The 21,180-nt window shown below is 61.3% G+C and carries 21 protein-coding genes; 7 read left to right on the top strand and 14 right to left on the bottom strand.

Translation table 11 applies throughout. From position 1 onward, the window contains the following. The first annotated feature begins 49 nt into the window (after positions 1-49). The 4 genes from hpf to BMZ46_RS07460 are packed head-to-tail and all read left to right on the top strand — an operon-like array spanning position 50 to position 1,985. Positions 50-358: a ribosome hibernation-promoting factor, HPF/YfiA family gene (hpf, locus tag BMZ46_RS07445; RefSeq protein WP_011332471.1), complete on the top strand. Its 309-nt coding sequence runs from the start codon at positions 50-52 to the stop codon at positions 356-358. An 11-nt stretch (positions 359-369) separates the two neighbouring features. Continuing rightward, on the top strand, positions 370-834 hold the full coding sequence (ptsN, locus tag BMZ46_RS07450; RefSeq protein ID WP_007953580.1) for a PTS IIA-like nitrogen regulatory protein PtsN: 465 nt from the start codon (positions 370-372) through the stop codon (positions 832-834). A gap of 2 nt (positions 835-836) precedes the next feature. After that, positions 837-1,694, top strand: a complete 858-nt coding sequence (gene rapZ, locus BMZ46_RS07455) for an RNase adapter RapZ (protein WP_039769291.1) — start codon at positions 837-839, stop codon at positions 1,692-1,694. A gap of 15 nt (positions 1,695-1,709) precedes the next feature. Continuing rightward, positions 1,710-1,985, top strand: a complete 276-nt coding sequence (locus tag BMZ46_RS07460) for an HPr family phosphocarrier protein (protein WP_039769289.1) — start codon at positions 1,710-1,712, stop codon at positions 1,983-1,985. Between the two features lie 37 nt (positions 1,986-2,022). Here BMZ46_RS07460 and BMZ46_RS07465 read toward each other — a convergent pair whose 3' ends face one another. The 6 genes from BMZ46_RS07465 to pmbA all read right to left on the bottom strand — a co-directional run bounded on the left by BMZ46_RS07465 (position 2,023) and on the right by pmbA (position 7,299). Next, positions 2,023-2,916 carry a ZIP family metal transporter gene (locus BMZ46_RS07465; RefSeq protein ID WP_074691820.1) on the bottom strand — a complete coding sequence of 298 codons (894 nt, stop codon included), beginning with the start codon at positions 2,914-2,916 and terminating at the stop codon, positions 2,023-2,025. A 29-nt stretch (positions 2,917-2,945) separates the two neighbouring features. After that, entirely contained in the window at positions 2,946-3,557 is a 612-nt protein-coding gene (locus BMZ46_RS07470; RefSeq protein WP_074691823.1) for a superoxide dismutase, read from the bottom strand. Between the two features lies 1 nt (position 3,558). Next, entirely contained in the window at positions 3,559-3,999 is a 441-nt protein-coding gene (locus tag BMZ46_RS07475) for a hypothetical protein (RefSeq protein ID WP_039769283.1), read from the bottom strand. Between the two features lie 27 nt (positions 4,000-4,026). Continuing rightward, positions 4,027-5,403 (bottom strand): class II fumarate hydratase, encoded by a 1,377-nt coding sequence (locus tag BMZ46_RS07480; RefSeq protein ID WP_074691826.1) that lies wholly within the window; start codon positions 5,401-5,403, stop codon positions 4,027-4,029. Continuing rightward, positions 5,384-5,791, bottom strand: coding sequence for a hypothetical protein (locus BMZ46_RS07485; protein WP_039769279.1), 408 nt, complete (start codon positions 5,789-5,791; stop codon positions 5,384-5,386). The genes BMZ46_RS07480 and BMZ46_RS07485 overlap by 20 nt, the downstream gene beginning before the upstream one ends. Before the next feature lie 161 nt (positions 5,792-5,952). Beyond that, positions 5,953-7,299, bottom strand: a complete 1,347-nt coding sequence (gene pmbA / locus BMZ46_RS07490; RefSeq protein WP_039769277.1) for a metalloprotease PmbA — start codon at positions 7,297-7,299, stop codon at positions 5,953-5,955. Positions 7,300-7,407: 108 nt separating this feature from the next. Between pmbA and yjgA the strand changes: the two genes are divergently transcribed. Beyond that, positions 7,408-7,932 carry a ribosome biogenesis factor YjgA gene (yjgA, locus tag BMZ46_RS07495; protein WP_007953598.1) on the top strand — a complete coding sequence of 175 codons (525 nt, stop codon included), beginning with the start codon at positions 7,408-7,410 and terminating at the stop codon, positions 7,930-7,932. 51 nt (positions 7,933-7,983) lie between these two features. On the opposite strand, the gene tldD is transcribed toward yjgA, so the two are convergent. From tldD to mreB, 8 genes are all read right to left on the bottom strand, one after another. Further along, positions 7,984-9,426, bottom strand: a complete 1,443-nt coding sequence (gene tldD, locus BMZ46_RS07500) for a metalloprotease TldD (RefSeq protein ID WP_007953601.1) — start codon at positions 9,424-9,426, stop codon at positions 7,984-7,986. Positions 9,427-9,431: 5 nt separating this feature from the next. After that, on the bottom strand, positions 9,432-10,292 hold the full coding sequence (locus BMZ46_RS07505) for a carbon-nitrogen hydrolase family protein (protein WP_074691829.1): 861 nt from the start codon (positions 10,290-10,292) through the stop codon (positions 9,432-9,434). 58 nt (positions 10,293-10,350) lie between these two features. After that, positions 10,351-14,154, bottom strand: a complete 3,804-nt coding sequence (locus tag BMZ46_RS07510; protein ID WP_074691832.1) for a YhdP family protein — start codon at positions 14,152-14,154, stop codon at positions 10,351-10,353. Between the two features lie 75 nt (positions 14,155-14,229). Continuing rightward, entirely contained in the window at positions 14,230-15,687 is a 1,458-nt protein-coding gene (gene rng, locus BMZ46_RS07515) for a ribonuclease G (RefSeq protein ID WP_007953605.1), read from the bottom strand. 57 nt (positions 15,688-15,744) lie between these two features. Then, on the bottom strand, positions 15,745-16,341 hold the full coding sequence (locus BMZ46_RS07520) for a Maf family protein (RefSeq protein WP_074691835.1): 597 nt from the start codon (positions 16,339-16,341) through the stop codon (positions 15,745-15,747). A gap of 63 nt (positions 16,342-16,404) precedes the next feature. Beyond that, positions 16,405-16,896 carry a rod shape-determining protein MreD gene (mreD, locus tag BMZ46_RS07525; RefSeq protein WP_039769270.1) on the bottom strand — a complete coding sequence of 164 codons (492 nt, stop codon included), beginning with the start codon at positions 16,894-16,896 and terminating at the stop codon, positions 16,405-16,407. Continuing rightward, positions 16,896-18,026, bottom strand: coding sequence for a rod shape-determining protein MreC (gene mreC, locus BMZ46_RS07530; RefSeq protein WP_074691838.1), 1,131 nt, complete (start codon positions 18,024-18,026; stop codon positions 16,896-16,898). The genes mreD and mreC overlap by 1 nt, the downstream gene beginning before the upstream one ends. Before the next feature lie 140 nt (positions 18,027-18,166). Further along, positions 18,167-19,204: a rod shape-determining protein MreB gene (mreB, locus tag BMZ46_RS07535; RefSeq protein ID WP_002555108.1), complete on the bottom strand. Its 1,038-nt coding sequence runs from the start codon at positions 19,202-19,204 to the stop codon at positions 18,167-18,169. Between the two features lie 211 nt (positions 19,205-19,415). Between mreB and gatC the strand changes: the two genes are divergently transcribed. Continuing rightward, positions 19,416-19,703 (top strand): Asp-tRNA(Asn)/Glu-tRNA(Gln) amidotransferase subunit GatC, encoded by a 288-nt coding sequence (gene gatC / locus BMZ46_RS07540; protein ID WP_007953612.1) that lies wholly within the window; start codon positions 19,416-19,418, stop codon positions 19,701-19,703. 16 nt (positions 19,704-19,719) lie between these two features. Continuing rightward, entirely contained in the window at positions 19,720-21,171 is a 1,452-nt protein-coding gene (gene gatA, locus BMZ46_RS07545; protein ID WP_039769267.1) for an Asp-tRNA(Asn)/Glu-tRNA(Gln) amidotransferase subunit GatA, read from the top strand. Positions 21,172-21,180 lie beyond the last annotated feature (9 nt).

Consider the following 21,180-nt stretch of genomic DNA (forward strand, 5'->3'; position numbering starts at 1 on the left):
AGGCTCTTCGGCCTGCCGCTTTATGCACTGGCAACGAAGGAGAAGCTGTATGCAAGTCAACATCAGTGGACACCAACTGGAAGTTACCCAGCCTCTGCGCGAGTACATCGAGCTCAAGCTCAAGAAGCTCGAAGGGCATTTCGACAAGATCACCAACGTGCAAGTCACGATGTGCGTCGAAAAACTGAAGCAGAAAATCGAAGCCACGCTGCATATTCCCGGCAATGAGGTCGTCGCAAACGCGGAACATACCGATATGTACGCTGCGATCGACGCGCTGACCGACAAGCTTGATAAACAACTCAAAAAGCATAAGGAAAAGACCCAGAGCCTGCTTCAGGGCGCTACCGGTCGATAACCCCCACCCCCATGATCCGACTTGAAAGTATCCTGACCCCCGGCCGTTCCCTGGTGAACGTGCCGGGCGGCAGTAAAAAGAAAGCCCTGGAACAAATTGCCAACCTGATCGCCCGGGAAGTTCCGGATCTGGAGATGCAAGATGTATTCGAGGCATTGATTGCCCGTGAAAAACTGGGCTCCACCGGTTTTGGCAACGGCATCGCCATTCCCCACTGCCGCCTCAAGGGCTGCGAAGCGCCGATCAGTGCGCTGATGCACCTTGATGCCCCTATCGATTTCGACGCTATCGACGGCGCGCCCGTGGACCTGCTCTTCGTCCTGCTGGTGCCGGAAGCCGCCACCGATGCGCACCTGGAGCTGTTACGCCAGATCGCCAGCATGCTCGACCGCAAGGACGTGCGCGACAGACTGCGTAGCGCGCCTAGCAACGAAGCCTTGTACCAGGTTGTACTGGAAGAACAGAACAGGCCGTAACCATGCGCTTGATCATTGTCAGTGGCCGTTCCGGCTCGGGTAAAAGTACCGCCCTGGATGTCCTTGAGGACAACGGTTACTACTGCATCGATAACCTGCCGGCAGGTCTTCTGCCGGATCTGGCCGAACGTGCGCTGGTTCATACCGAAATGCTCCAGCCGCTGGTGGCCGTCTCGATCGACGCCCGCAACCTGCCGAGTCATCTGTCACGTTTTCCAGAGTTGCTCGAGGAAGTGCGCAGCCGGCATATCCAGTGCGATGTCCTGTACCTCGACGCCGATGACGAAACGTTGCTCAAACGCTTTTCGGAAACTCGTCGTCGTCACCCGCTCAGCAACGCCAACCGCTCGCTGGCCGAAGCCATCGACGACGAAACCGCCCTGCTGGGCCCGATTGCCGATCTGGCCGATCTGAAGGTCAATACCACCAATCTGAACCTCTACCAACTGCGCGACACCATCAAGCTGCGCCTGTTGAACCAGCCGGAGCCGGGTACCGCGTTTCTGGTGGAGTCCTTCGGTTTCAAACGCGGCATGCCGGTGGATGCGGATCTGGTGTTCGATGTACGCTGCCTGCCGAACCCGTACTGGAAACCGGAACTGCGCGCGCAATCCGGTCTCGATCAGCCGGTCGCCGAGTATCTGGCGGCGCAGCCGGAGGTCGAGGAGATGTACCAGGACATTTATACGTATCTGAACAAATGGTTGCCGCGCTTTGCGGCGAGCAACCGCGCTTACGTCACCATTGCCATCGGCTGCACCGGCGGGCATCACCGTTCCGTTTACCTGACCGAACGTCTTGGCCAGGCGCTGCAGAAGACCCTGAAGAACGTCCAGGTTCGCCACCGCGACCTCAGCTAAAGGATTCACAACGCGATGCCTGCTCGGGAAATAGAAATCATCAACAAGCTGGGCCTGCACGCCCGCGCATCGGCAAAATTCGTCGGAGTGGCGGGCCAGTTTCCCGATTGCACGATCAGAGTCGGCCGCACACCGGACACCACGGTTGACGGTAAAAGCATCATGGCGATGATGATGCTCGCTGCGGGCAAGGGCACCAAAATCCACCTGAGTACCGAAGGTCACCAGGAACAGGAAGCCATGGACGCGCTGGTGACACTGATCAACAACTACTTCGACGAAGGCGGTTGAAACGCCTGAGGCGAAGTAGCCCGCTCCCTCCCCCGGTTCATCCCAACGCCGTATCCATCACCATCATCAGACAGAAGCCGATCAGCAATCCCAGACTGGCCAGCTTCTCGTGACCATTGCGTCGCGACTCGGGGATGACCTCGTGAGTCACCACCAGCAGCATGGCACCAGCCGCCAGCGCCAACCCCAAGGGCAGCAACAGTTCGGCAAGACTGACCAGCCACGCACAGAGCAGCGCAAATACCGGTTCGACCAGACCTGACGCTGCGCCAATCAAAAACGCCTTGACCCGCGACATCCCGGCGCCGGCGAGCACCAGTGCAATCACCAGCCCTTCCGGCACATCCTGCAAGGCAATGCCCATCGCCAGACTTTCTGCGTCAGGCATTCCACCGCCCGCCGAGACACCGACCGCCATGCCTTCCGGGATGTTATGGGCAATGATGGCGAACACGAACAACCAGATCCGTGGCGGAATCACCGGATGTTCGACGGTGCCGATGAGCATTTCCGGCGAGGCCCCCGACACACGGCGATCAACCAGATACAGACCGAACGCCCCGAGCATGATGCCGAAGCAAATCAGGCCGCTGGCGCCCCATGGGCTCAGTCCCAGACTTTCGGCGGCGGCGATTCCCGGCACGATCAGTGAAAACGCGGTCGCCGCCAGCATTACACCGGCGCCAAAACCCAACAGCGTATCGCCCAGCGCCTGGGGCATGTTGCGGATTACCAGCACCGGAACAGCCCCCAGCGCGGTGCCGAGGGCGCAAATCGCGCCGCCCTGCAATGCCCGCGACAACCTCGGCTCCAGATTCAGCCAATCGAGTCCGTGTGCGACCAACAGGGACATGCCCGCCAACAGCAGCAGCGAACCGATTGCGTAACGAAACATACGCCCACTTCCGATCGCCAGTGTTTCAGTGCCCATAGTCAGCCTTGGATTGTTTTTATAGGGACTTAAACCATCGCGGCCTGATAGCGCGCAGCAACTTGCGGCCAGTTGATCACGTTGTAGAACGCGCTGATGTATTCCGGCCGACGGTTCTGATAACGCAGGTAGTACGCGTGTTCCCACACGTCGAGCCCGAGAATCGGCGTGTTGCCGTTCATCAGCGGGCTGTCCTGGTTGCCGCTGCTTTCCACCACCAGTTTCTTGTCGGGCATGACGCTGAGCCACGCCCAGCCACTGCCGAAACGGGTCAACGCGGCTTTGGTGAAGGCGTCCTTGAAGCTGTCGAGGCCACCCAGCTGCTCATCGATCGCCCTGGCCAGCGCACCGTCCGGTTTGCCACCGCCGTTGGGCACCATCACTTCCCAGAACAGCGAATGGTTGGCATGACCGCCGCCCTGGTTGATCACCGCCGCGCGGAGCTTTTCCGGCAGTTGCTGGACGCTGGCGACCAGCTTCTCCACCGGCCATTCCGCGAATTCGGTGCCCTCGACCGCAGCGTTCAGGTTGTTGATGTAAGTCTGATGATGCTTGGTGTAGTGGATCTCCATGGTTTGCGCATCGATGTGCGGCTCCAGTGCGTCGTAGGCGTAAGGCAAGGCTGGCAGGGTAAAAGCCATTTCAGTGGACTCCATGGTGATGTGGGGCAGGCACTCGGCGCGCGTTGCCGGTATCCGAGTGCAGCAAACGCTGGGTGCGCGGGTATTCGCCGTGTTCGCTGATGAAATTGAGCAGCTCGACGTAGGTCTTGCTGCTCTGGCGCAGCGCGGCTTCACGCAGGGCCGGACGCAGGCGCTCGTCCTGCATGGTCTGCAACAGCCGTTGATGAATCGCGCACAGGTACTCGGCGCTCTCCTCCGGCTGATTCAGGCGCAGGTGCAGATCGGCAAGGTTGTGATGGGAGATGACGCAAGCCGCCACCGCTTCGTCGGCATCGGCCCAGCGCTCGAACAACACCTGCGCCAAAGCCAATGCTTGCAGGTAGGCCTCGCGGGCATCGATCAGCTCGCCCAGGATGAAGCAGCGATTGGCCCGTTCGATCGTGCGTTTCCAGTGCTCCATGGTGAACCTCCAAAGCGGTTGCGGTGCTTACACGCCACCGGCGGTGAGTTTCTCGGGATTGAGCAACTCTTCCAGCTGGCTGCGCGACAGGTCGGTGTGTTCCAGCGCAACGTCGATCACCGCGCGACCCTGCTTGTAGGCCTGCTTGGCAATCTCGGCAGCTTTCTGGTAACCGATGATCGGGTTGAGCGCGGTCACCAGAATCGGGTTGCGCGACAGCGCTTCCTTGAGGCGCGACTCGTTGACCTTGAAGGTGGCGATGGCCTTGTCACCCAGCAAACGGCTGGAGTTGGCCAGCAACTCAATGCTGCTCAGCAGATTCTGGGCAATGATAGGCAGCATCACGTTCAGCTCGAAATTGCCTGATTGACCGGCGATGGTGATCACCGAGTCATTGCCGATCACTTGCGCAGCTACCATGGCGGTGGCTTCCGGAATCACCGGATTGACCTTGCCTGGCATGATCGATGAGCCCGGCTGCAGGCCCTCAAGCTCGATTTCACCGAGCCCGGCGAGCGGGCCGGAGTTCATCCAGCGCAGGTCGTTGGCGACTTTCATCAGGGACACGGCGGTGGCCTTGAGCTGGCCCGAGACGGCCACGGCAGTGTCCTGCGAGCCGATCAGGGCGAACAGATTCTTGCCAGGGGTGAACTGGACATTGGTCAACTGGCTGAGCTGGCGGCTGAACCGCGCAGCAAATTCCGGATGCGCATTGATCCCGGTACCGACCGCCGTGCCGCCCTGGGCCAGGGATTGCAGGCTTGGCAGCAAATCCTGCAGGTGACCGATATTGGCCTTGAGCTGCTGCGCCCAACCGTTCAACGCCTGACTCATACGCACCGGCATGGCATCCATCAAGTGGGTGCGGCCAGTCTTGACGTGGTGATGGACTTGCTCGGCCTTGCGTTCGATCACTTGCACCAGGTGCAGCAGTGCCGGCAGCAGTTGTTCGTGCAGGGCCAGCGCGGCGCTGACGTGGATAGTGGTAGGAATGATGTCGTTGCTGCTCTGCCCACAGTTGACGTGGTCGTTGGCGTTCACCGGTTCGTCGAGCAAGCGGCTGGCCAGGGTGGCAATCACTTCATTGGCGTTCATATTGGAGCTGGTGCCGGAACCGGTCTGGAAGATGTCCACCGGGAAATGCCGCATGAAGTCGCCTTCCAGCAACCCTTGGGCGGCATCGCTGATTGCCTTGCCCTGGGCGGCGCTGAGCTGGTTGAGTTCAACGTTGGCGCGCGCGGCGGCCGCTTTCGCCAGAATCAGGGCGCGGATGAACTGGGTCGGCATCGGCTTGCCGCTGATCGGGAAGTTATCCACTGCGCGCTGGGTCTGCGCGCCGTAGAGAGCGTCCACCGGCACCTGCAGTTCGCCCATGCTGTCGCGCTCAATACGTGTCTTGGTCATCTGAAAATCCTTGCACCAGTTCTATGAGAGGAATCGAGGGAAGCAACTCGCAGGTCGCCAATTGCCAGGTGTAGCTTTGCCAGCGCTTGAGCCGGCACTTGCACAGCGAGAGGCGCTCCATTTCACGCAAGGGGCGCCAGGCTTGATCGAGACACAGGCTGCGCCAGTGCCACGGCAGCGCGATATCGGTGGCCGTGTCGAGCAGCAGACGGAAGGAGGTTTCAGCGATCATCCAGGGCGAAGTCGCCGTGCAGCAGGCCAGATACCGGCCTTCGGCCAGGTAGTGTTCGATCAGTCGTGGCTCGTCGGGATCCATCGCGCAACGGATCCGGCGACTCATCCAGCGCCAGCTTTCGAGATACGGCTGCTCGTGCAAGGCAGAACTCATGATTCTGGGCCCATCCGATAATGAGATTTATTATTAGATGATAATGAGAACCAAAACAAGAGCGGCTTTTTTTGCTGCGTTCACCAACCCGACAAATTTGCGAACACAAAAAAGGCGCGCCACCCAATCGGGTGGCGCGCCTTTTGTGTACCTGTCTGGGCTTAGCTGCCCGCGACAGTCATCTTCTCGATCAACACCGAACCGGTGCGAATGTTGCTGCGCAGTTCCAGATCGTTACCCACCGCGACGATCTGCTTGAACATGTCCCGCATGTTGCCGGCGATAGTCACTTCTTGCACCGCGAACTGGATTTCACCGTTCTCGACCCAGAAACCTGCCGCACCGCGCGAGTAATCACCGGTCACCATGTTCAGACCATGGCCCATCAGTTCGGTGACCAGCAGGCCACGACCCATGCGCCGCAGCAAGGCGGCCTGGTCTTCATCGCCATGGGTGACGAACAGGTTATGCACACCGCCCGCGTTGGCGGTGCTCGGCATGCCGAGTTTGCGACCGGAATAGGTGCCAAGGATGTACGAGACCAGCTCGCCCTTCTCGACGAACGGTTTGGCATAAGTCGCCAGACCGTCACCATCGTAGGAAGCACTGCCCATGGCGCGCATCAGATGCGGACGCTCGTCGATGGTCAGCCATTCCGGGAACAGCTTCTGCCCCAAAGTGCCTTCGAGGAACGACGATTTGCGGTACAGACTGCCGCCGGAAATCGCCGACAGGAAGCTGCCGAACAACCCACCCGCCAGTTCCGCCGAAAACAATACAGGCACTTCGCAGGTCGGCACCGGGCGCGCACCCAGACGGCTAGCCGCACGCTGCGCCGCGCGCTGGCCAATGCTCACCGGATCCGCCAGCAAACTGCCCTGGCGGTTCACGTCATACCAGTAATCGCGCTGCATCTGGCCATCGGCCTCGGCGATCATCACGCAGCTCAGGCTGTGCCGGGTCGAAGCGTAACCGCCGATGAAACCATGGCTGTTGCCATACACGCGGCAGCCCTGATGAGTGCTCAACGTGGTGCCATCAGCATTCTTGATGCGCGCATCGGCGTCGAACGCGGCAGCTTCACAGAGCAACGCCTTCTCGATGGCCTGCTCCGGCGTGATGTCCCATTGGTGGAACAGGTCGAAATCCTGAATATCCCTGGCCATCAGCGCCGCATCGGCCAACCCCGAGGCTTCGTCTTCCGACGTGTGTTTGGCAATCGCCAGCGCGGCGGCGACAGTCTCGCGAATCGCATCCGGCCCGGTGGCGGAAGTGCTGGCCGAGCCCTTGCGCTGGCCGACATATAACGTGATGCCAAAACCCTGATCGCGGTTGAACTCGACCGTTTCGACTTCACGTTGACGCACCGACGTCGACAGGCCCTGCTCCAGCGACACCGCCACTTCACAGGCACTGGCACCCTGACGCTTGGCTTCGGCGATGATCTGTTCGACCTGTTCCTGCAGTGCCGGCAATGCCTGTGGGCCGACGCTTTCAACTGCACTCATGCTCATCTCCACTCAAATTCTGCTTTCGGCTGGGGCCTTCGAGCGACCGGGCCGGACAAGCGGCCCCCGACTGGTTATCATGGCGGCGTTTCTTTGCGGACTGCCACCATGGTTGATTCTTACGACGACTCCCTCGATACGGGAGAAAAAAGCAAATCCCAGGTCAAACGCGAGCTGCATGCTCTGGTTGACCTTGGCGAGCGCCTTACAACGCTCAAGCCCGACTTGCAGGCAAAACTGCCATTGACCGACGCTTTGCGCCGGGCCCTGGCCGATGCGCCCAAGCACACCGCGAACATCGCGCGTAAACGGCACTTGCAGTTCATCGGCAAACTGATGCGCGATCAGGACACTGACGCGATTCTCACCTTGCTCGATCAACTCGATGCCTCGACCCGTCAGTACAACGAGCGCTTCCACAACCTCGAACGCTGGCGTGACCGCCTGATCGCCGGTGACGATGCCGTGCTGGAGAAATTCGTCGTCGATTACCCGGACGCCGACCGCCAGCAACTGCGTTCCCTGATCCGTCAGGCCCAGCACGAGGTTGCGCAAAACAAACCTCCTGCCTCGAGCCGCAAGATCTTCAAGTACATCCGTGAGCTGGACGAGACTCAACGCGGTCTGCGCTGATATTCGCCACCGGGTGGTCGCACCGCGCGCCACCCGAAGCTCCATCCCTTCTTATGCGCCCGTGCCACCCACGGTGATCGCATCGATTTTCAGGGTCGGCTGACCCACACCCACCGGCACCGACTGCCCGTCCTTGCCACACGTGCCCACACCGCTGTCCAGCGCCAGATCGTTACCAACCATCGACACCCGGCTCATCGCTTCCGGACCGTTGCCGATCAACGTTGCGCCTTTGACCGGTGCGGTGATCTTGCCGTCCTCGATCAGATACGCCTCGCTGGTGGAGAACACGAACTTGCCGCTGGTGATGTCGACCTGACCGCCGCCGAGATTGGCGCAATAGATGCCCTTCTTCACCGAGGCGATGATTTCCGCCGGATCGCTCTGGCCGCCGAGCATGTAGGTGTTGGTCATCCGAGGCATCGGCAAGTGTGCGTAGGATTCGCGACGACCGTTGCCTGTGCGGGCCACGCCCATCAGCCGCGCATTGAGCTTGTCCTGCATGTAGCCCTTGAGTACGCCGTTTTCGATCAGCGTGGTGCACTCGGTCGGGGTGCCTTCGTCGTCGACGCTCAGGGAACCGCGACGACCGCTCAGGGTGCCGTCATCGACGATGGTGCAGAGTTTCGAGGCAACCATTTCGCCCATGCGTCCGCTGTAGGCTGAACTGCCCTTGCGGTTGAAATCGCCTTCCAGGCCGTGGCCGACCGCCTCGTGCAGCAGCACGCCGGACCAGCCCGAGCCGAGAACCACCGGCAAGGTCCCGGCCGGTGCCGGAATCGCTTCCAGGTTCACCAGCGCCTGACGCAGCGCCTCACGGGCATAGCCCATGGCGCGGTCTTCGGCGAGGAAATAACGGTAGTCGGTACGCCCGCCGCCGCCATGACCGCCGCGCTCGCGGCGGCCGTTCTGCTCGACGATCACGCTGACGTTGAAACGTACCAGCGGACGCACGTCGGCAGCCAGACCACCGTCGGTCGAGGCCACCAGAATGCGCTCCCAGACCCCGGCCATGCTCACGCTGACCTGCTGAATTCGCGGGTCAAGCGCGCGGGTCGCCACATCGATGCGCTTGAGCAGTTCGACTTTCTCAGCGCGGCTCAAGACTTCCAGCGGATTGTCCGGCGCGTACAACTGGGCGACATCCTGGGTGCTGAACGCCTGCACCGTGCCGTTCTGCCCGGCGCGGGAAATCGAACGGGCCGCACGGGCCGCCGCGCCCAGGGCCTCGAGGGTGATCGCGTTGCTGTAGGCGAAACCGGTTTTCTCACCGGACTGCGCACGTACGCCAACACCCTGGTCGAGGTTGAAACTGCCTTCCTTGACGATGCCGTCTTCCAGCGACCAGGACTCGGAAATCTGCCCCTGGAAATACAGGTCGGCCGCATCGATGCCTGGACCCGCCAGATCACCGAGCACGCCTTGCAGGCTCTCGATCGTCACGCCGCCGGGCGCCAACAGGTGATCACTGACTGAGGACAACAACTCGCTCATAGGTTTTACGCCTTAAATTCGTGTTCTGAAGCAGGTCGCTGTGCGCCCTGCGAAAAAAACCGCCGATGACCGGTCACCGGCATTCGCGCCCGGATGGACGCTTGTTCATTGCTGTCGCGCTCGGCCAGCAACACGGCTTCGCCTTGTTCCTGCTGCGCCAGCACGCGGCCCCACGGGTCGACAATCGCCCCGTGGCCAAAGGTTTCCCGCGGCCCCGGATGCGTTCCGCCCTGGGCTGCCGCCAGCACGTAGCACTGGGTTTCAATGGCCCGCGCGCGGATCAGTACATCCCAGTGCGCCGCCCCGGTCACCGCAGTGAAGGCCGACGGTGCGGTAATCAGTTCAGCCCCGGCAGCGCGCAGTTCGCTGTACATCTCCGGGAAGCGCAGGTCGTAGCACACCGTCAGGCCCAATCGCCCGACCGGCGTGTCCGCGACCACCACGCCACTGCCATAAGCATAGTCATCGGATTCGCGGTAACGGCCGCGATTGTCCGCTACGTCGACATCGAACAGGTGCAACTTGTCATAGCGTGCAACGATTTCGCCCTGATCGTTCACCAGCAGCGAGCAGGCATGGGACTTCGCCTCAGGCTGACCCGCCGGCGGCAACGGCAAGGTGCCGGCCACAATCCATAACCTGAGGTCGCGGGCGGTCTGTTTCAACCACGGCAGGATCGGGCCTTCGCCAAGCGCTTCGGCGCGGCCAATATCGGCGATGTCGCGACGGCCCATGGCCGCGAAGTTTTCCGGCAGCACCGCCAGCTTCGCGCCGGCGTTGGCTGCCTGTTCGAGCAAACGTCGGGCATCGCGCAGATTGGCCAGCACATCGCTCTGGCTGACCATTTGAATCACCGCTAAAGACATGGCGCACTCCGCAAGAGGTATGCGGCCATGCTACTCCATCGGTTCAGGGGCTGGCTGTTCAAAAAGGCTTGTCGAAGGTGATTTTCGGCTCTTTCCACGGGCCTTTCACGGTGTATTTGACGCTGGCGAACCGCGCCACGCGATCGCCGATCAGCTTGTCGATCAGGAACAACGCACCGCCGACGGCCGGCGCGCCGACAATCAGCGCGGCAATCGGCAGGTTGTTGGTCACAGGCAAAGTCACCAGCAATTTGGCATCCACCTTGTCGCCCACCAGATCCAGCGTGCCGTCCAGTTCCAGGTTGCTCGAGGGACCGGTCAACTTGATCGGCTCTTTCGTCACATACACGCCGTTGGTCGCCACCAGCAATCCCTTGACCCGGTCGTAGCTCAGGCCTTTGCCGAACAGGTCGGAGAAGTCGAGACGCAAACGCCGGCCAATCGAGTTGAAGTTGAGCAGACCGAACACGCGCAATGCCTGAGCGCCGCCCTCCACTTCAACAAACTGGCCTTTGTTGAGGGACGCATCGAGGGTGCCGGAGAAGCGCTTGGTCGCCAGCCACGCCGGCGAGCCCGGCCAGCGGCCATCGACATCCATGTGGAATTCTTCGCTGGTCACGCTCGGCGCAAAACCCCAGCCCTTGAGCACATCGGCGAGGTTCTTGCCGCCGATCCGGCCCTTGTACCAACTGGTCGTGGCACCGGGGGTTCCTTCCCAGCCGCCGCTGCCCTGCAGGAGGATGCCCTTGAGGCCCAGATCGAGGTTGTTCAGGGCGATGCCCTTGGCGGTCGGCCGAATCTTGAGTGACCAGCCACCGACCAAGTCCTGGCCCTGGAACAATTGATTGATGGTGATATCCAGCGCCGGGATCTTGCTCGGATCGACGGAAGCCAGCGGGTCCGGCGCGTTCTCGTCGGCCTGCACCGTCGGGTCCGGCGCTGGCAATCGCACGTATTGCAGGTTCACCGCAATCGGCGCGCCCTTGGCGTCAGGAATGCCCGCCGTGCCTTTGGCCTGCTGGCTGTCGAGGGCCAGCGCCCAGGCACCGGGCTTGCGATTCACCTGCACGGCTGCCTGATCCAGGGTGGTGCCGAAGGCGGTGAGTTTGCCGATCTTGAAATCTGCGCTGCTGAGCAACTGTTTGGCGTTGCCGCCTGGATCCTGGCCGGCGTATTTGTCCAGCAGATCCTGCCACGGCTTTACGTCCAGCTCCGACAACACGCCACGCACCCGCAGGCCTTTGCTGCCCGGCAACACCGCTTCGCCAGCGCCGAGGAACAGCTCACCCCGACCATCGGCAAAGTTGCCCGGTGGCGCGGCGAAGGTGAAGTTGGCCAGTTGATCGTAATTGACCCAGTAACGCCGCTCCTGCCCCTGCAACGTCATGCGGAACACCGTGTCACGCCCGACATCGGCGGCCATGCCGAACGGCGCCGGCAGATCCACCGCCACGCCCTTCAGACTGGAACTGACCATCAATTGGCTGTCGGCGCCGTCCAGATTCACTTGCAACTGATATGGGATGGTCCCGGACACCGGCAATGGCTGAGTCACGCCCAGCCAGTCGGTGAGTTTCTTGACCTCGACCTGCCCTGACGCCGCGATCCGGGTCTTGAGATTGCCGGGGGCACCGTCGGCGAAGATCTGCGCGGTCACCGGCTTGTCAAAAGCCCGGGCACTGATGTTCTGTCCGCTCAGCCCTTTTGCGCTGTCGAAGCGGAAGTCGCCCTTGAGCTGGCTCAATTCAAGCTTCGGCTCCGCCAGCTTCAAGCGCGCATTGGCGGTTTTGAAGTCGACGAGAATTTTCGGCTGATCGCCCTTGGCCAATGGCACATCGAGTTTGAGCTTGCCTTGCAGGTCACCCTCGCCTTCCCAGCCGGCAAAAGTATCGGCGGTGCCAATCGGCGCCTCCTGAAGAATCTTCAGGCCATCGCCCAGCCCGCCAGCAAAGCTGCCGTCGAGGAACATGTGGCTGTGCTCGCCGCTCGGCACATGGGGAATATTGACGAAGACGTCGCCGACCTGGGTATCGAGCAACTGGCCCTTGCTGGCGAGAATGCGCACGCCGCTGTCTTCGATGAATACGTCACCGTTGACCTTGCTCACGTGCGGCCAGCCCGGCTGGAAAGCCAGCTCGGCGTCGTGCACCTTGAAGAACAGACTGATGCTGCGATCCGCTTCCCCGGCGTTCTTGTTCAGCGAGCCTTGATACTGGAAGAACCCCTGATCCACCGCGCCCTTGAGAATCGCCGTACGCAGCCATTCGTCGAGGGCCGGGCTCAGGACTTGCGGCAGGTACTTGGCGGTGTAGCGACCGTCGCCATCCACCAGACCGACCCGTAGATCCATGTAGTCTTCCTGGCTGTGATCGAAATGCAGGCGGATCAGGAAGTCGCCGGCGATCTTGCCTTCCTCGCCGAGCACCTTCAGGTACGGCGCGATCAGGGTGAAACCTTCTTTATCGAGCTTCCAGGTCAACCGGGCGTTGGCCTGAATGTATTGCCACGGCTTGGCGAAAATCGGATCGAGGTGCAGGACGAAATCCTTGCTGTCCATGCGCAGTTCGCCCCCGCCGAGATTGCCGGTAAGACTGCCGCTGACATTCCGTGCGGCCGGCGCGCCGTGGTAGGCGTCGAAGCCGACTTGATCGAGGTTGGCGGCGAAGCTGAATTTGCTGTCGTCGGTGGCGTTCGGCCGGAAATCCAGCAGCACGTTACGCAGACCGCCGGTTACTTTCAGGCGCTCGACCACGGTGGCGACGCCTTGGGGCAACGGGCCGAGGGCATTGAGCAAAGGGGTGATCGGCGTCAGGTCGAGCCGGTCAGCCTGCAGATGCCAGAGTTCTTCGTTCTTGTCGGTGGCGGCAGTCTGTTTGATCTGGACATGGGATTCCCAGCGGGTTTCGCCGAAATTCATCGCCAGCGAATCAAGCGTGACAATGGCTCCCTCGGAACCGCGCTGGAAATAGCCATTGAGCGCCAGATTGTTGATCTGGATCGGCTTGCGTTCAGCGTAGGCGCCGGTCAGTTGCGGCGCATTGAGACGGATCGCAGCACTCTGCAACGCCCCCTCGCGCCAGTTGACCCACAGCTCGCCACCGGCCTTGATCTCGGAGAAATTCCATTGTTGGGTCAAGCGCTCGGGTAGCCATTTTGACCAGTCGCTCTGCGGCAGGCTGACATAACCTTCCACTTCGCTGCTCTGCCACTGATTCGGACGAAGTCGTGTGCGTAGGCTCAGCGCCACAGGCTGACCGTCGGGCAGGGTCAGGCGCGCATCGAGGCGTTGGCGGCTGGACCCGGTCTTCAGATTGAGGCCGACATAAGTGAGGGTCAGCGGCGCCTGCTCCAGCGGCTGCAACGTCACCTGACTGTCGAGCACCGACAGTTGCTGAATCATTTGCATGCGGTTGAACAGTTGCTCGGGATCCATGGGCTGATCCTGCTGCACCGGCAAGCCTTCCAGCGCCCACTTTCCGTCTTCGCCTTCCTTGAGGCTGATCTTCAGACCGTTGAGTTCAAGATGGGCGATGCGTACTTCCCGGGCGAGCAAACTGGCCCAAAGATCCGGCACCGCGCGCACCCGATCCAGGCGCAGGGCATTGGCGCCGCTGCCGACCATCACGTCGTGGGCCAGCAGGATCGGGGCAAACCCGCTCCAGTTGCCTTCCAGCTCGCCGATCTGCAGCGGCATGCCCAATGCGGCACTGGCCTTGTCTTCGATATCGGTGCGGTATTCGGCCACCAGTGGCGTGAGTTCCCGGCCGAGACTGACGTACAACGCCATCAATACCAGAACCAACGCGCACAGGCCCAGACCCCAGCGGGTCAGTGCGGCCAAAATGCGTGTCAGACGTTCCATGTCAGTTGGCTCCCATGGCAAAAATACTGCAAAAAGCTGAGGCCAGCCGTTTCAGGAAAAAGGTGATGCAGGGGTTCAGAGCAGCACCACGTCATATTGTTCCTGGGAATACATGGTTTCCACCTGGAAGCGTATGGTGCGCCCGATGAAACCTTCAAGTTCGGCCACGTTACCGGACTCTTCATCGAGCAGCCGGTCGACGACTTTCTGGTTCGCCAGCACCCGATAACCCTCGGCCTGATAGGCCCGGGCTTCGCGCAGGATCTCGCGGAAAATCTCGTAGCAAATGGTTTCCGGAGTTTTCAGCTTGCCCCGGCCCTGACAGCTGCTGCACGGTTCGCACAACACTTGCTCAAGGCTTTCACGGGTGCGCTTGCGCGTCATCTGCACCAGGCCCAACTCGGTAATGCCGATGATGTTGGTCTTGGCGTGATCGCGCTCCAGTTGTTTCTCCAGGGTACGCAGCACCTGACGCTGGTGCTCTTCGTCTTCCATGTCGATGAAGTCGATGATGATGATCCCGCCCAGGTTGCGCAGGCGCATCTGCCGGGCAATCGCGGTCGCGGCTTCGAGGTTGGTCTTGAAGATGGTTTCTTCGAGGTTGCGATGACCGACGAACGCCCCGGTGTTCACATCGATGGTGGTCATGGCTTCCGCCGGATCGATCACCAGATAACCACCGGACTTCAGCGGCACCTTGCGCTCCAGGGCTTTCTGGATTTCGTCTTCGACGCCGTACAGGTCGAAGATCGGCCGCTCACCCGGGTAGTGTTCCAGACGATCGGCGATTTCCGGCATCAGTTCGGCGACGAACTGCGTGGTTTTCTGAAACGTTTCCCGGGAGTCGATGCGGATCTTCTCGATCTTCGGGCTGACCAGATCGCGCAGGGTACGCAGCGCCAGGCCCAAGTCTTCGTAGATCACGCTCGGTGCGCCGATGGTCTTGATCTGCTCGTTGATCTGATCCCACAGGCGGCGCAGGTAGCGGATGTCCATCAGGATCTCATCGGCCCCGGCACCTTCGGCGGCGGTACGCAAAATGAAGCCGCCGGCCTCCTTGATGCCTTCTTTGGCCACGCAGTCGCTGACCACCTGTTTGAGGCGTTCGCGCTCGGCTTCGTCTTCGATCTTCAGGGAAATGCCGACGTGGGCGGTGCGCGGCATGTACACCAGATAGCGCGACGGGATCGACAATTGCGTTGTCAATCGCGCACCTTTGGAACCGATCGGGTCCTTGGTGACTTGCACCACCAGGCTCTGGCCTTCGTGTACAAGCGCACTGATGCTTTCCACCGCAGGACCTTCGCGCAGGGAAATTTCCGAGGCATGAATGAAGGCTGCGCGATCCAGGCCGATGTCGACGAATGCCGCCTGCATGCCCGGCAGGACCCGCACCACCTTGCCTTTATAGATGTTGCCGACGATCCCGCGTTTTTGCGTACGCTCGACGTGCACTTCTTGCAGCACACCGTTTTCGACCACCGCCACGCGCGATTCCATCGGCGTGATGTTGATCAGAATCTCTTCACTCATGGCAGGGTCTCGTTCAGGCATGTTCACGATAATGGCTGCATCTTGTCCGTTCGACGCTCATTGCGCGTTCAGGGTTTGCCAACAGGGTATGCCGAAATGGCCGAGCAGTTCTGCGCTTTCGCACACCGGCAAGCCGACGACCGCCGAGTAACTGCCGTTTAGGCCGGCGACGAACACCGCGCCAAGCCCCTGAATGCCGTAGCCACCCGCCTTGTCCCGGGGCTCGCCGCTGGCCCAGTAGGCGGCGGCTTCTTCGCGACTGATCGAGCGGAACCGCACCCGACTGCGCACCACCCGCGACTCGCAGCGCTCGCCGTCGAGCACGGCAATCGCCGTCAGCACTTCATGCTCCTTGCCGGACAACATCATCAGCATGGCGCATGCATCGGCTTCGTCCACCGGTTTGCCAAGAATTTTGCCGTCCAGCACCACGGCGGTGTCGGCGCCCAGTACGCAAAACGCTACGTCGCAGACGACGGTGCGCCGTCCGGCGTCTGCCTTGCCGCGCGCCAGGCGCTCGACGTAGGCCGATGGGGATTCATTGGCGAGAGGGGTTTCATCGATATCCGCGCTGATGGCGGTAAACGGGATGCCGATCTGAGTGAGCAATTCACGCCGACGCGGCGATCCTGAGGCGAGGTAAAGCGGCTTCATCCAAACATCTCCCTGTTGAGTGCCCTGCCTCATGGCACCGGTGGGGGCCCATGCCTGACCGAATCAGTTGATTTTGTAGCGCCGGCGCAATCCACGCAAAGCGAAGCTGACCCATGGCCAGAGCAAGGCACTGACCAGTGCCGGCAGGACCAGCGCAAGGGTCGGCTGACGGTTGCCGGTCAAGGCACTGAGCCAAAGCTGTACGAGCTGGGCGAGGCCGAAGATCACCAGAATCACCAGGCTCTGCTGCCACATCGGGAACATTCGCAGGCGTTGCTGCAATGACAGCACCAGGAACGTGATCAGTGTCAGGATCAATGCATTCTGACCGAGCAGATCGCCTTGCAGCACGTCTTCGGCCAGCCCCAGGCAGAAAGCCGTGACCATGCCGACCGTATGCGGCAGGTACAAAGCCCAGAAGGCCAGGAGCAAAGCCAGCCACAGCGGGCGCAGGATTTCCATGAAAATCGGCAATGGCGACACGCTGAGCAGTATGCCGACGATAAACGTCAGCCAGACGATCCAGCCGTTACGCGATGCGGTAGCTCCGACCATTATTCTTGCCTCCCGGTGGTCGCCGGCGCAGTGACAGGCGGTTTGGCTGCTGGTCGAGCAGCGGGCTGATTCGCCGGTGGCTTGCTGACCGCGGGTGTGGCTGCAGGCGGTTTGCTCGCAGCGGGTTTGGCCGGCGTGGTGTCGGCGGCAGGCGTAGCCGGCGCTGTCGTCGTGGCAGGGGTTGCGGCTGCGGCTGCGGCAGGCGGGGTGACGATTTTCGGCACCGTGGCCGGAACCACCGGACCGCCACCAAAGGCATCGAGGTTTTCCTGAGCCTGCGCGGCATCGTTGGCACGTTCTTCGGCGGTGCGGTTGTCACTGAATACCAGCAGAAGGTAACGGCTGCGGTTCAATGCGGCGGTCGGTACGGCGCGAACAATGGCGAATGGCTGGCCGGAATCGTGGATCACTTCCTTGACCGTCGCCACCGGATAACCGGCCGGGAAACGCTGGCCGAGACCGGAGCTGACCAACAGGTCCCCTTCCTTGATATCGGCGGTGTCGGCGACATGGCGCAACTCAAGGCGTTCCGGGTTACCGGTGCCGCTGGCGATCGCCCGCAGACCGTTACGGTTCACCTGCACAGGAATGCTGTGGGTGGAGTCGGTCAGCAGCAGCACACGGGAGGTGTACGGCATCAGTTCGACCACCTGCCCCATCAGGCCGCGAGCATCGAGCACCGGCTGACCGAGCACCACGCCATCACGCTCGCCTTTGTTGATGATGATGCGATGGGTGAAGGGGTTGGGGTCCATGCCGATCAGCTCGGCCACTTCGACCTTCTCGTTGACCAGCGCGGAGGAATTGAGCAACTCGCGCAGACGGACGTTCTGCTCGGTGAGGGCGGCAAGCTTCTGCATGCGACCCTGCAACAGCAGGTTCTCCGACTTGAGTTTTTCATTTTCGGCGACGAGCTCGGTGCGACTGCCGAACTGGCTGGCGATACCTTCCCACAACCGTCCGGGCAGGTCAGTAATCCAGTAGGCGTCCATCAGCACCAGCGAGGCCTGGCTGCGTACGGGTTTAAGCAGGCTGAAGCGCGCGTCAACGACCATCAGCGCGACCGACAGTACGGCCAGCACCAACAAGCGCACGCCCAGTGAGGGGCCCTTGGCGAAAAGCGGTTTAATAAGCCGCTCCTCCCAGGCAAATGTTCTGTTTATTCATACGGCATCAAACCGGCCTGGATGAAGACTGACAGAAGATAAACGCCAACAGGCAGCACTGCAAAGTGCTGCCTGTGCGCTCACCCACGTATTGCACCCGGCGATTATTCGCTGGAGAGCAGGTCCATGGTGTGCTTGTCCATCATTTCCAGTGCACGGCCACCGCCGCGAGCAACGCAGGTCAGCGGATCTTCGGCAACGATCACCGGCAGACCGGTTTCCTGGGCCAGCAGCTTGTCGAGGTCACGCAGCAGCGCGCCACCGCCCGTCAGCACCAGGCCACGCTCGGCGATGTCGGAAGCCAGTTCCGGCGGCGATTGCTCCAGGGCGCTTTTCACGGCCTGAACGATGGTTGCCAGGGACTCTTGCAGAGCTTCCAGCACTTCGTTGGAGTTCAGGGTGAATGCGCGTGGAACGCCTTCGGCCAGGTTGCGACCGCGAACGTCGACTTCGCGAACTTCACCGCCCGGATAGGCCGTGCCGATTTCCTGCTTGATGCGCTCGGCGGTGGATTCGCCGATCAGGCTGCCGTAGTTGCGGCGCACGTAGGTGATGATCGCTTCGTCGAAGCGGTCGCCGCCAACGCGTACGGATTCGGCATAGACCACACCGTTCAGGGAGATCAGCGCGATTTCGGTGGTACCACCACCGATATCCACGACCATCGAACCGCGAGCTTCTTCAACCGGCAGGCCGGCACCGATCGCAGCGGCCATCGGCTCTTCGATCAGGAACACTTCACGGGCACCGGCACCAAGGGCCGATTCACGGATGGCACGACGCTCAACCTGGGTGGACTTGCATGGAACGCAGATCAGCACACGAGGGCTGGGCTGCAGAAAGCTGTTTTCGTGAACCTTGTTGATAAAGTATTGCAGCATCTTTTCGCAGACGCTGAAGTCGGCGATCACGCCGTCCTTCATCGGACGAATGGCAGCAATGTTGCCCGGCGTACGGCCGAGCATGCGCTTGGCCTCGGTGCCGACAGCGACGACACTTTTCTGGTTACCGTGTGTCCGAATGGCCACAACCGATGGCTCATTCAGGACGATACCGCGCTCGCGCACGTAAATAAGGGTGTTGGCAGTGCCCAGGTCAATGGAAAGATCGCTGGAAAACATGCCACGCAGTTTCTTGAACATGGGAAAGGGACCCTAGGCAACGCGTGGGTAAAAAAGTGCGGCAAACTCTAACAACGACAGGGATTTTGGGCAAGGCGCCAATATGTTAAATTGGCCGCTTTTCTGTGCACCAAGCCCCACAATCGCGGCCTTATGACCGTAGAAGTGCGGTAGTGTTCCGACAATCTAACACACGGACGCCGTCCGTCCTGTTTTCCACTGGAGAAACCCGATGGCGCTAGAACGCTCCGACGTGGAAAAAATCGCTCATCTGGCCAGCCTTGGCCTGAATGACGCCGATCTTCCACACATCACTTCGGCCCTCAACAGCATTCTCGGGCTGGTCGACGAAATGCAGGCGGTCAATACCGACGGTATCGAGCCGCTGGCCCACCCGCTGGAAGCCAGTCAGCGCCTGCGCGCCGACGTCGTGACCGAAAGCAATAACCGCGAGGCTTATCAGTCCATCGCACCAGCGGTCGAAAACGGCCTGTACCTGGTTCCGAAAGTCATCGACTAAAGGGAAAGAGCCTGCAATGCACCAATTGACTCTGGCCGAGATCGCCCGCGGTCTCGCCGATAAAAAGTTTTCCTCCGAAGAGCTGACCAAAGTCCTGCTGGCGCGCATTACCCAGCTCGACCCGCAGCTCAACAGTTTCATCAGCCTCACCGAAGAGCTGGCCCTTGAGCAGGCGAAAGCCGCCGACGTGCGCCGGGCCAATGGTGAGAACGGCGCCCTGCTCGGCGCGCCGATCGCCCATAAAGACCTGTTCTGCACCCAGGGCATCCGCACCAGCTGCGGCTCGAAGATGCTCGACAACTTCAAGGCCCCGTACGACGCCACCGTGGTGTCGAAGCTGGCCGCCGCCGGCACCGTGACCCTGGGCAAGACCAACATGGACGAATTCGCCATGGGTTCGGCCAACGAGTCGAGCTGGTACGGCGCGGTGAAAAACCCGTGGAACCTGGAACACGTGCCGGGCGGTTCGTCCGGTGGTTCGGCTGCCGCGGTTGCCGCTCGTCTGTTGCCTGCTGCGACGGCCACCGACACCGGCGGTTCGATCCGGCAGCCAGCTGCATTCACCAACCTCACCGGCCTGAAACCGACCTACGGTCGCGTTTCGCGCTGGGGCATGATCGCTTACGCCTCCAGCCTCGATCAGGGCGGCCCTCTGGCACGCACGGCCGAAGACTGCGCAATTTTGTTGCAAGGTATGGCCGGGTTCGATCCGAACGACTCCACCAGCATCGATGAGCCAGTGCCGGACTACGCCGCTGGCCTGAATGGTTCGCTGCAAGGCCTGCGCATCGGTGTGCCGAAGGAGTACTTCGGTGCAGGTCTCGACCCGCGCATCGCCGACCTGATCCAGAACAGCATCAAAGAGCTGCAGAAGCTCGGTGCCGTGATCAAGGAAATCAGCCTGCCGAACATGCAGCACGCGATTCCTGCGTACTACGTGATCGCCCCGGCAGAAGCGTCCTCCAACCTGTCGCGTTTCGACGGCGTGCGCTTCGGCCACCGCTGCGCAGACCCGAAGAACCTGGAAGACCTGTACAAGCGCTCCCGTGGCGAAGGTTTCGGGCCTGAAGTACAGCGCCGGATCATGGTCGGTGCCTACGCGCTGTCCGCCGGTTACTACGACGCCTACTACCTGAAAGCACAGAAGATCCGTCGCCTGGTGAAGAACGACTTCATGACTGCCTTTAATGAAGTCGACATCATCCTCGGCCCGACCACGCCAAACCCGGCCTGGAAACTCGGTGCCAAGAACAGCGACCCGGTCGCTGCCTACCTGGAAGACGTCTACACCATCACCGCCAACCTCGCGGGCCTGCCGGGCCTGTCGATGCCGGCCGGTTTCGTCGACGGTCTGCCGGTCGGCGTGCAACTGCTCGCTCCGTATTTCCAGGAAGGCCGCTTGCTCAACGTTGCGCACCAGTATCAGTTGAACACTGACTGGCACACTCGCACCCCAACCGGCTTCTGAGGAGACACA

It is taken from the genome of Pseudomonas sp. NFIX49 (assembly GCF_900115915.1).
Taxonomy (GTDB): domain Bacteria; phylum Pseudomonadota; class Gammaproteobacteria; order Pseudomonadales; family Pseudomonadaceae; genus Aquipseudomonas; species Aquipseudomonas pharyngis.

Bases quoted from the DNA above. Each gene is read 5' to 3' on its own strand.
- BMZ46_RS07505 (WP_074691829.1), bottom strand. From the start codon at position 10,292: ATGTCTTTAGCGGTGATTCAAATGGTCAGCCAGAGCGATGTGCTGGCC.
- yjgA (WP_007953598.1), top strand. From the start codon at position 7,408: ATGGTTGATTCTTACGACGACTCCCTCGATACGGGAGAAAAAAGCAAA.
- hpf (WP_011332471.1), top strand. From the start codon at position 50: ATGCAAGTCAACATCAGTGGACACCAACTGGAAGTTACCCAGCCTCTG.
- gatA (WP_039769267.1), top strand. From the start codon at position 19,720: ATGCACCAATTGACTCTGGCCGAGATCGCCCGCGGTCTCGCCGATAAA.
- BMZ46_RS07485 (WP_039769279.1), bottom strand. From the start codon at position 5,791: ATGAGTTCTGCCTTGCACGAGCAGCCGTATCTCGAAAGCTGGCGCTGG.
- tldD (WP_007953601.1), bottom strand. From the start codon at position 9,426: ATGAGCGAGTTGTTGTCCTCAGTCAGTGATCACCTGTTGGCGCCCGGC.
- pmbA (WP_039769277.1), bottom strand. From the start codon at position 7,299: ATGAGTGCAGTTGAAAGCGTCGGCCCACAGGCATTGCCGGCACTGCAG.
- BMZ46_RS07480 (WP_074691826.1), bottom strand. From the start codon at position 5,403: ATGACCAAGACACGTATTGAGCGCGACAGCATGGGCGAACTGCAGGTG.
- BMZ46_RS07520 (WP_074691835.1), bottom strand. From the start codon at position 16,341: ATGAAGCCGCTTTACCTCGCCTCAGGATCGCCGCGTCGGCGTGAATTG.
- BMZ46_RS07470 (WP_074691823.1), bottom strand. From the start codon at position 3,557: ATGGCTTTTACCCTGCCAGCCTTGCCTTACGCCTACGACGCACTGGAG.
- BMZ46_RS07475 (WP_039769283.1), bottom strand. From the start codon at position 3,999: ATGGAGCACTGGAAACGCACGATCGAACGGGCCAATCGCTGCTTCATC.
- gatC (WP_007953612.1), top strand. From the start codon at position 19,416: ATGGCGCTAGAACGCTCCGACGTGGAAAAAATCGCTCATCTGGCCAGC.
- mreD (WP_039769270.1), bottom strand. From the start codon at position 16,896: ATGGTCGGAGCTACCGCATCGCGTAACGGCTGGATCGTCTGGCTGACG.
- BMZ46_RS07510 (WP_074691832.1), bottom strand. From the start codon at position 14,154: ATGGAACGTCTGACACGCATTTTGGCCGCACTGACCCGCTGGGGTCTG.
- rapZ (WP_039769291.1), top strand. From the start codon at position 837: ATGCGCTTGATCATTGTCAGTGGCCGTTCCGGCTCGGGTAAAAGTACC.
- ptsN (WP_007953580.1), top strand. From the start codon at position 370: ATGATCCGACTTGAAAGTATCCTGACCCCCGGCCGTTCCCTGGTGAAC.
- mreB (WP_002555108.1), bottom strand. From the start codon at position 19,204: ATGTTCAAGAAACTGCGTGGCATGTTTTCCAGCGATCTTTCCATTGAC.
- BMZ46_RS07460 (WP_039769289.1), top strand. From the start codon at position 1,710: ATGCCTGCTCGGGAAATAGAAATCATCAACAAGCTGGGCCTGCACGCC.
- BMZ46_RS07465 (WP_074691820.1), bottom strand. From the start codon at position 2,916: ATGGGCACTGAAACACTGGCGATCGGAAGTGGGCGTATGTTTCGTTAC.
- rng (WP_007953605.1), bottom strand. From the start codon at position 15,687: ATGAGTGAAGAGATTCTGATCAACATCACGCCGATGGAATCGCGCGTG.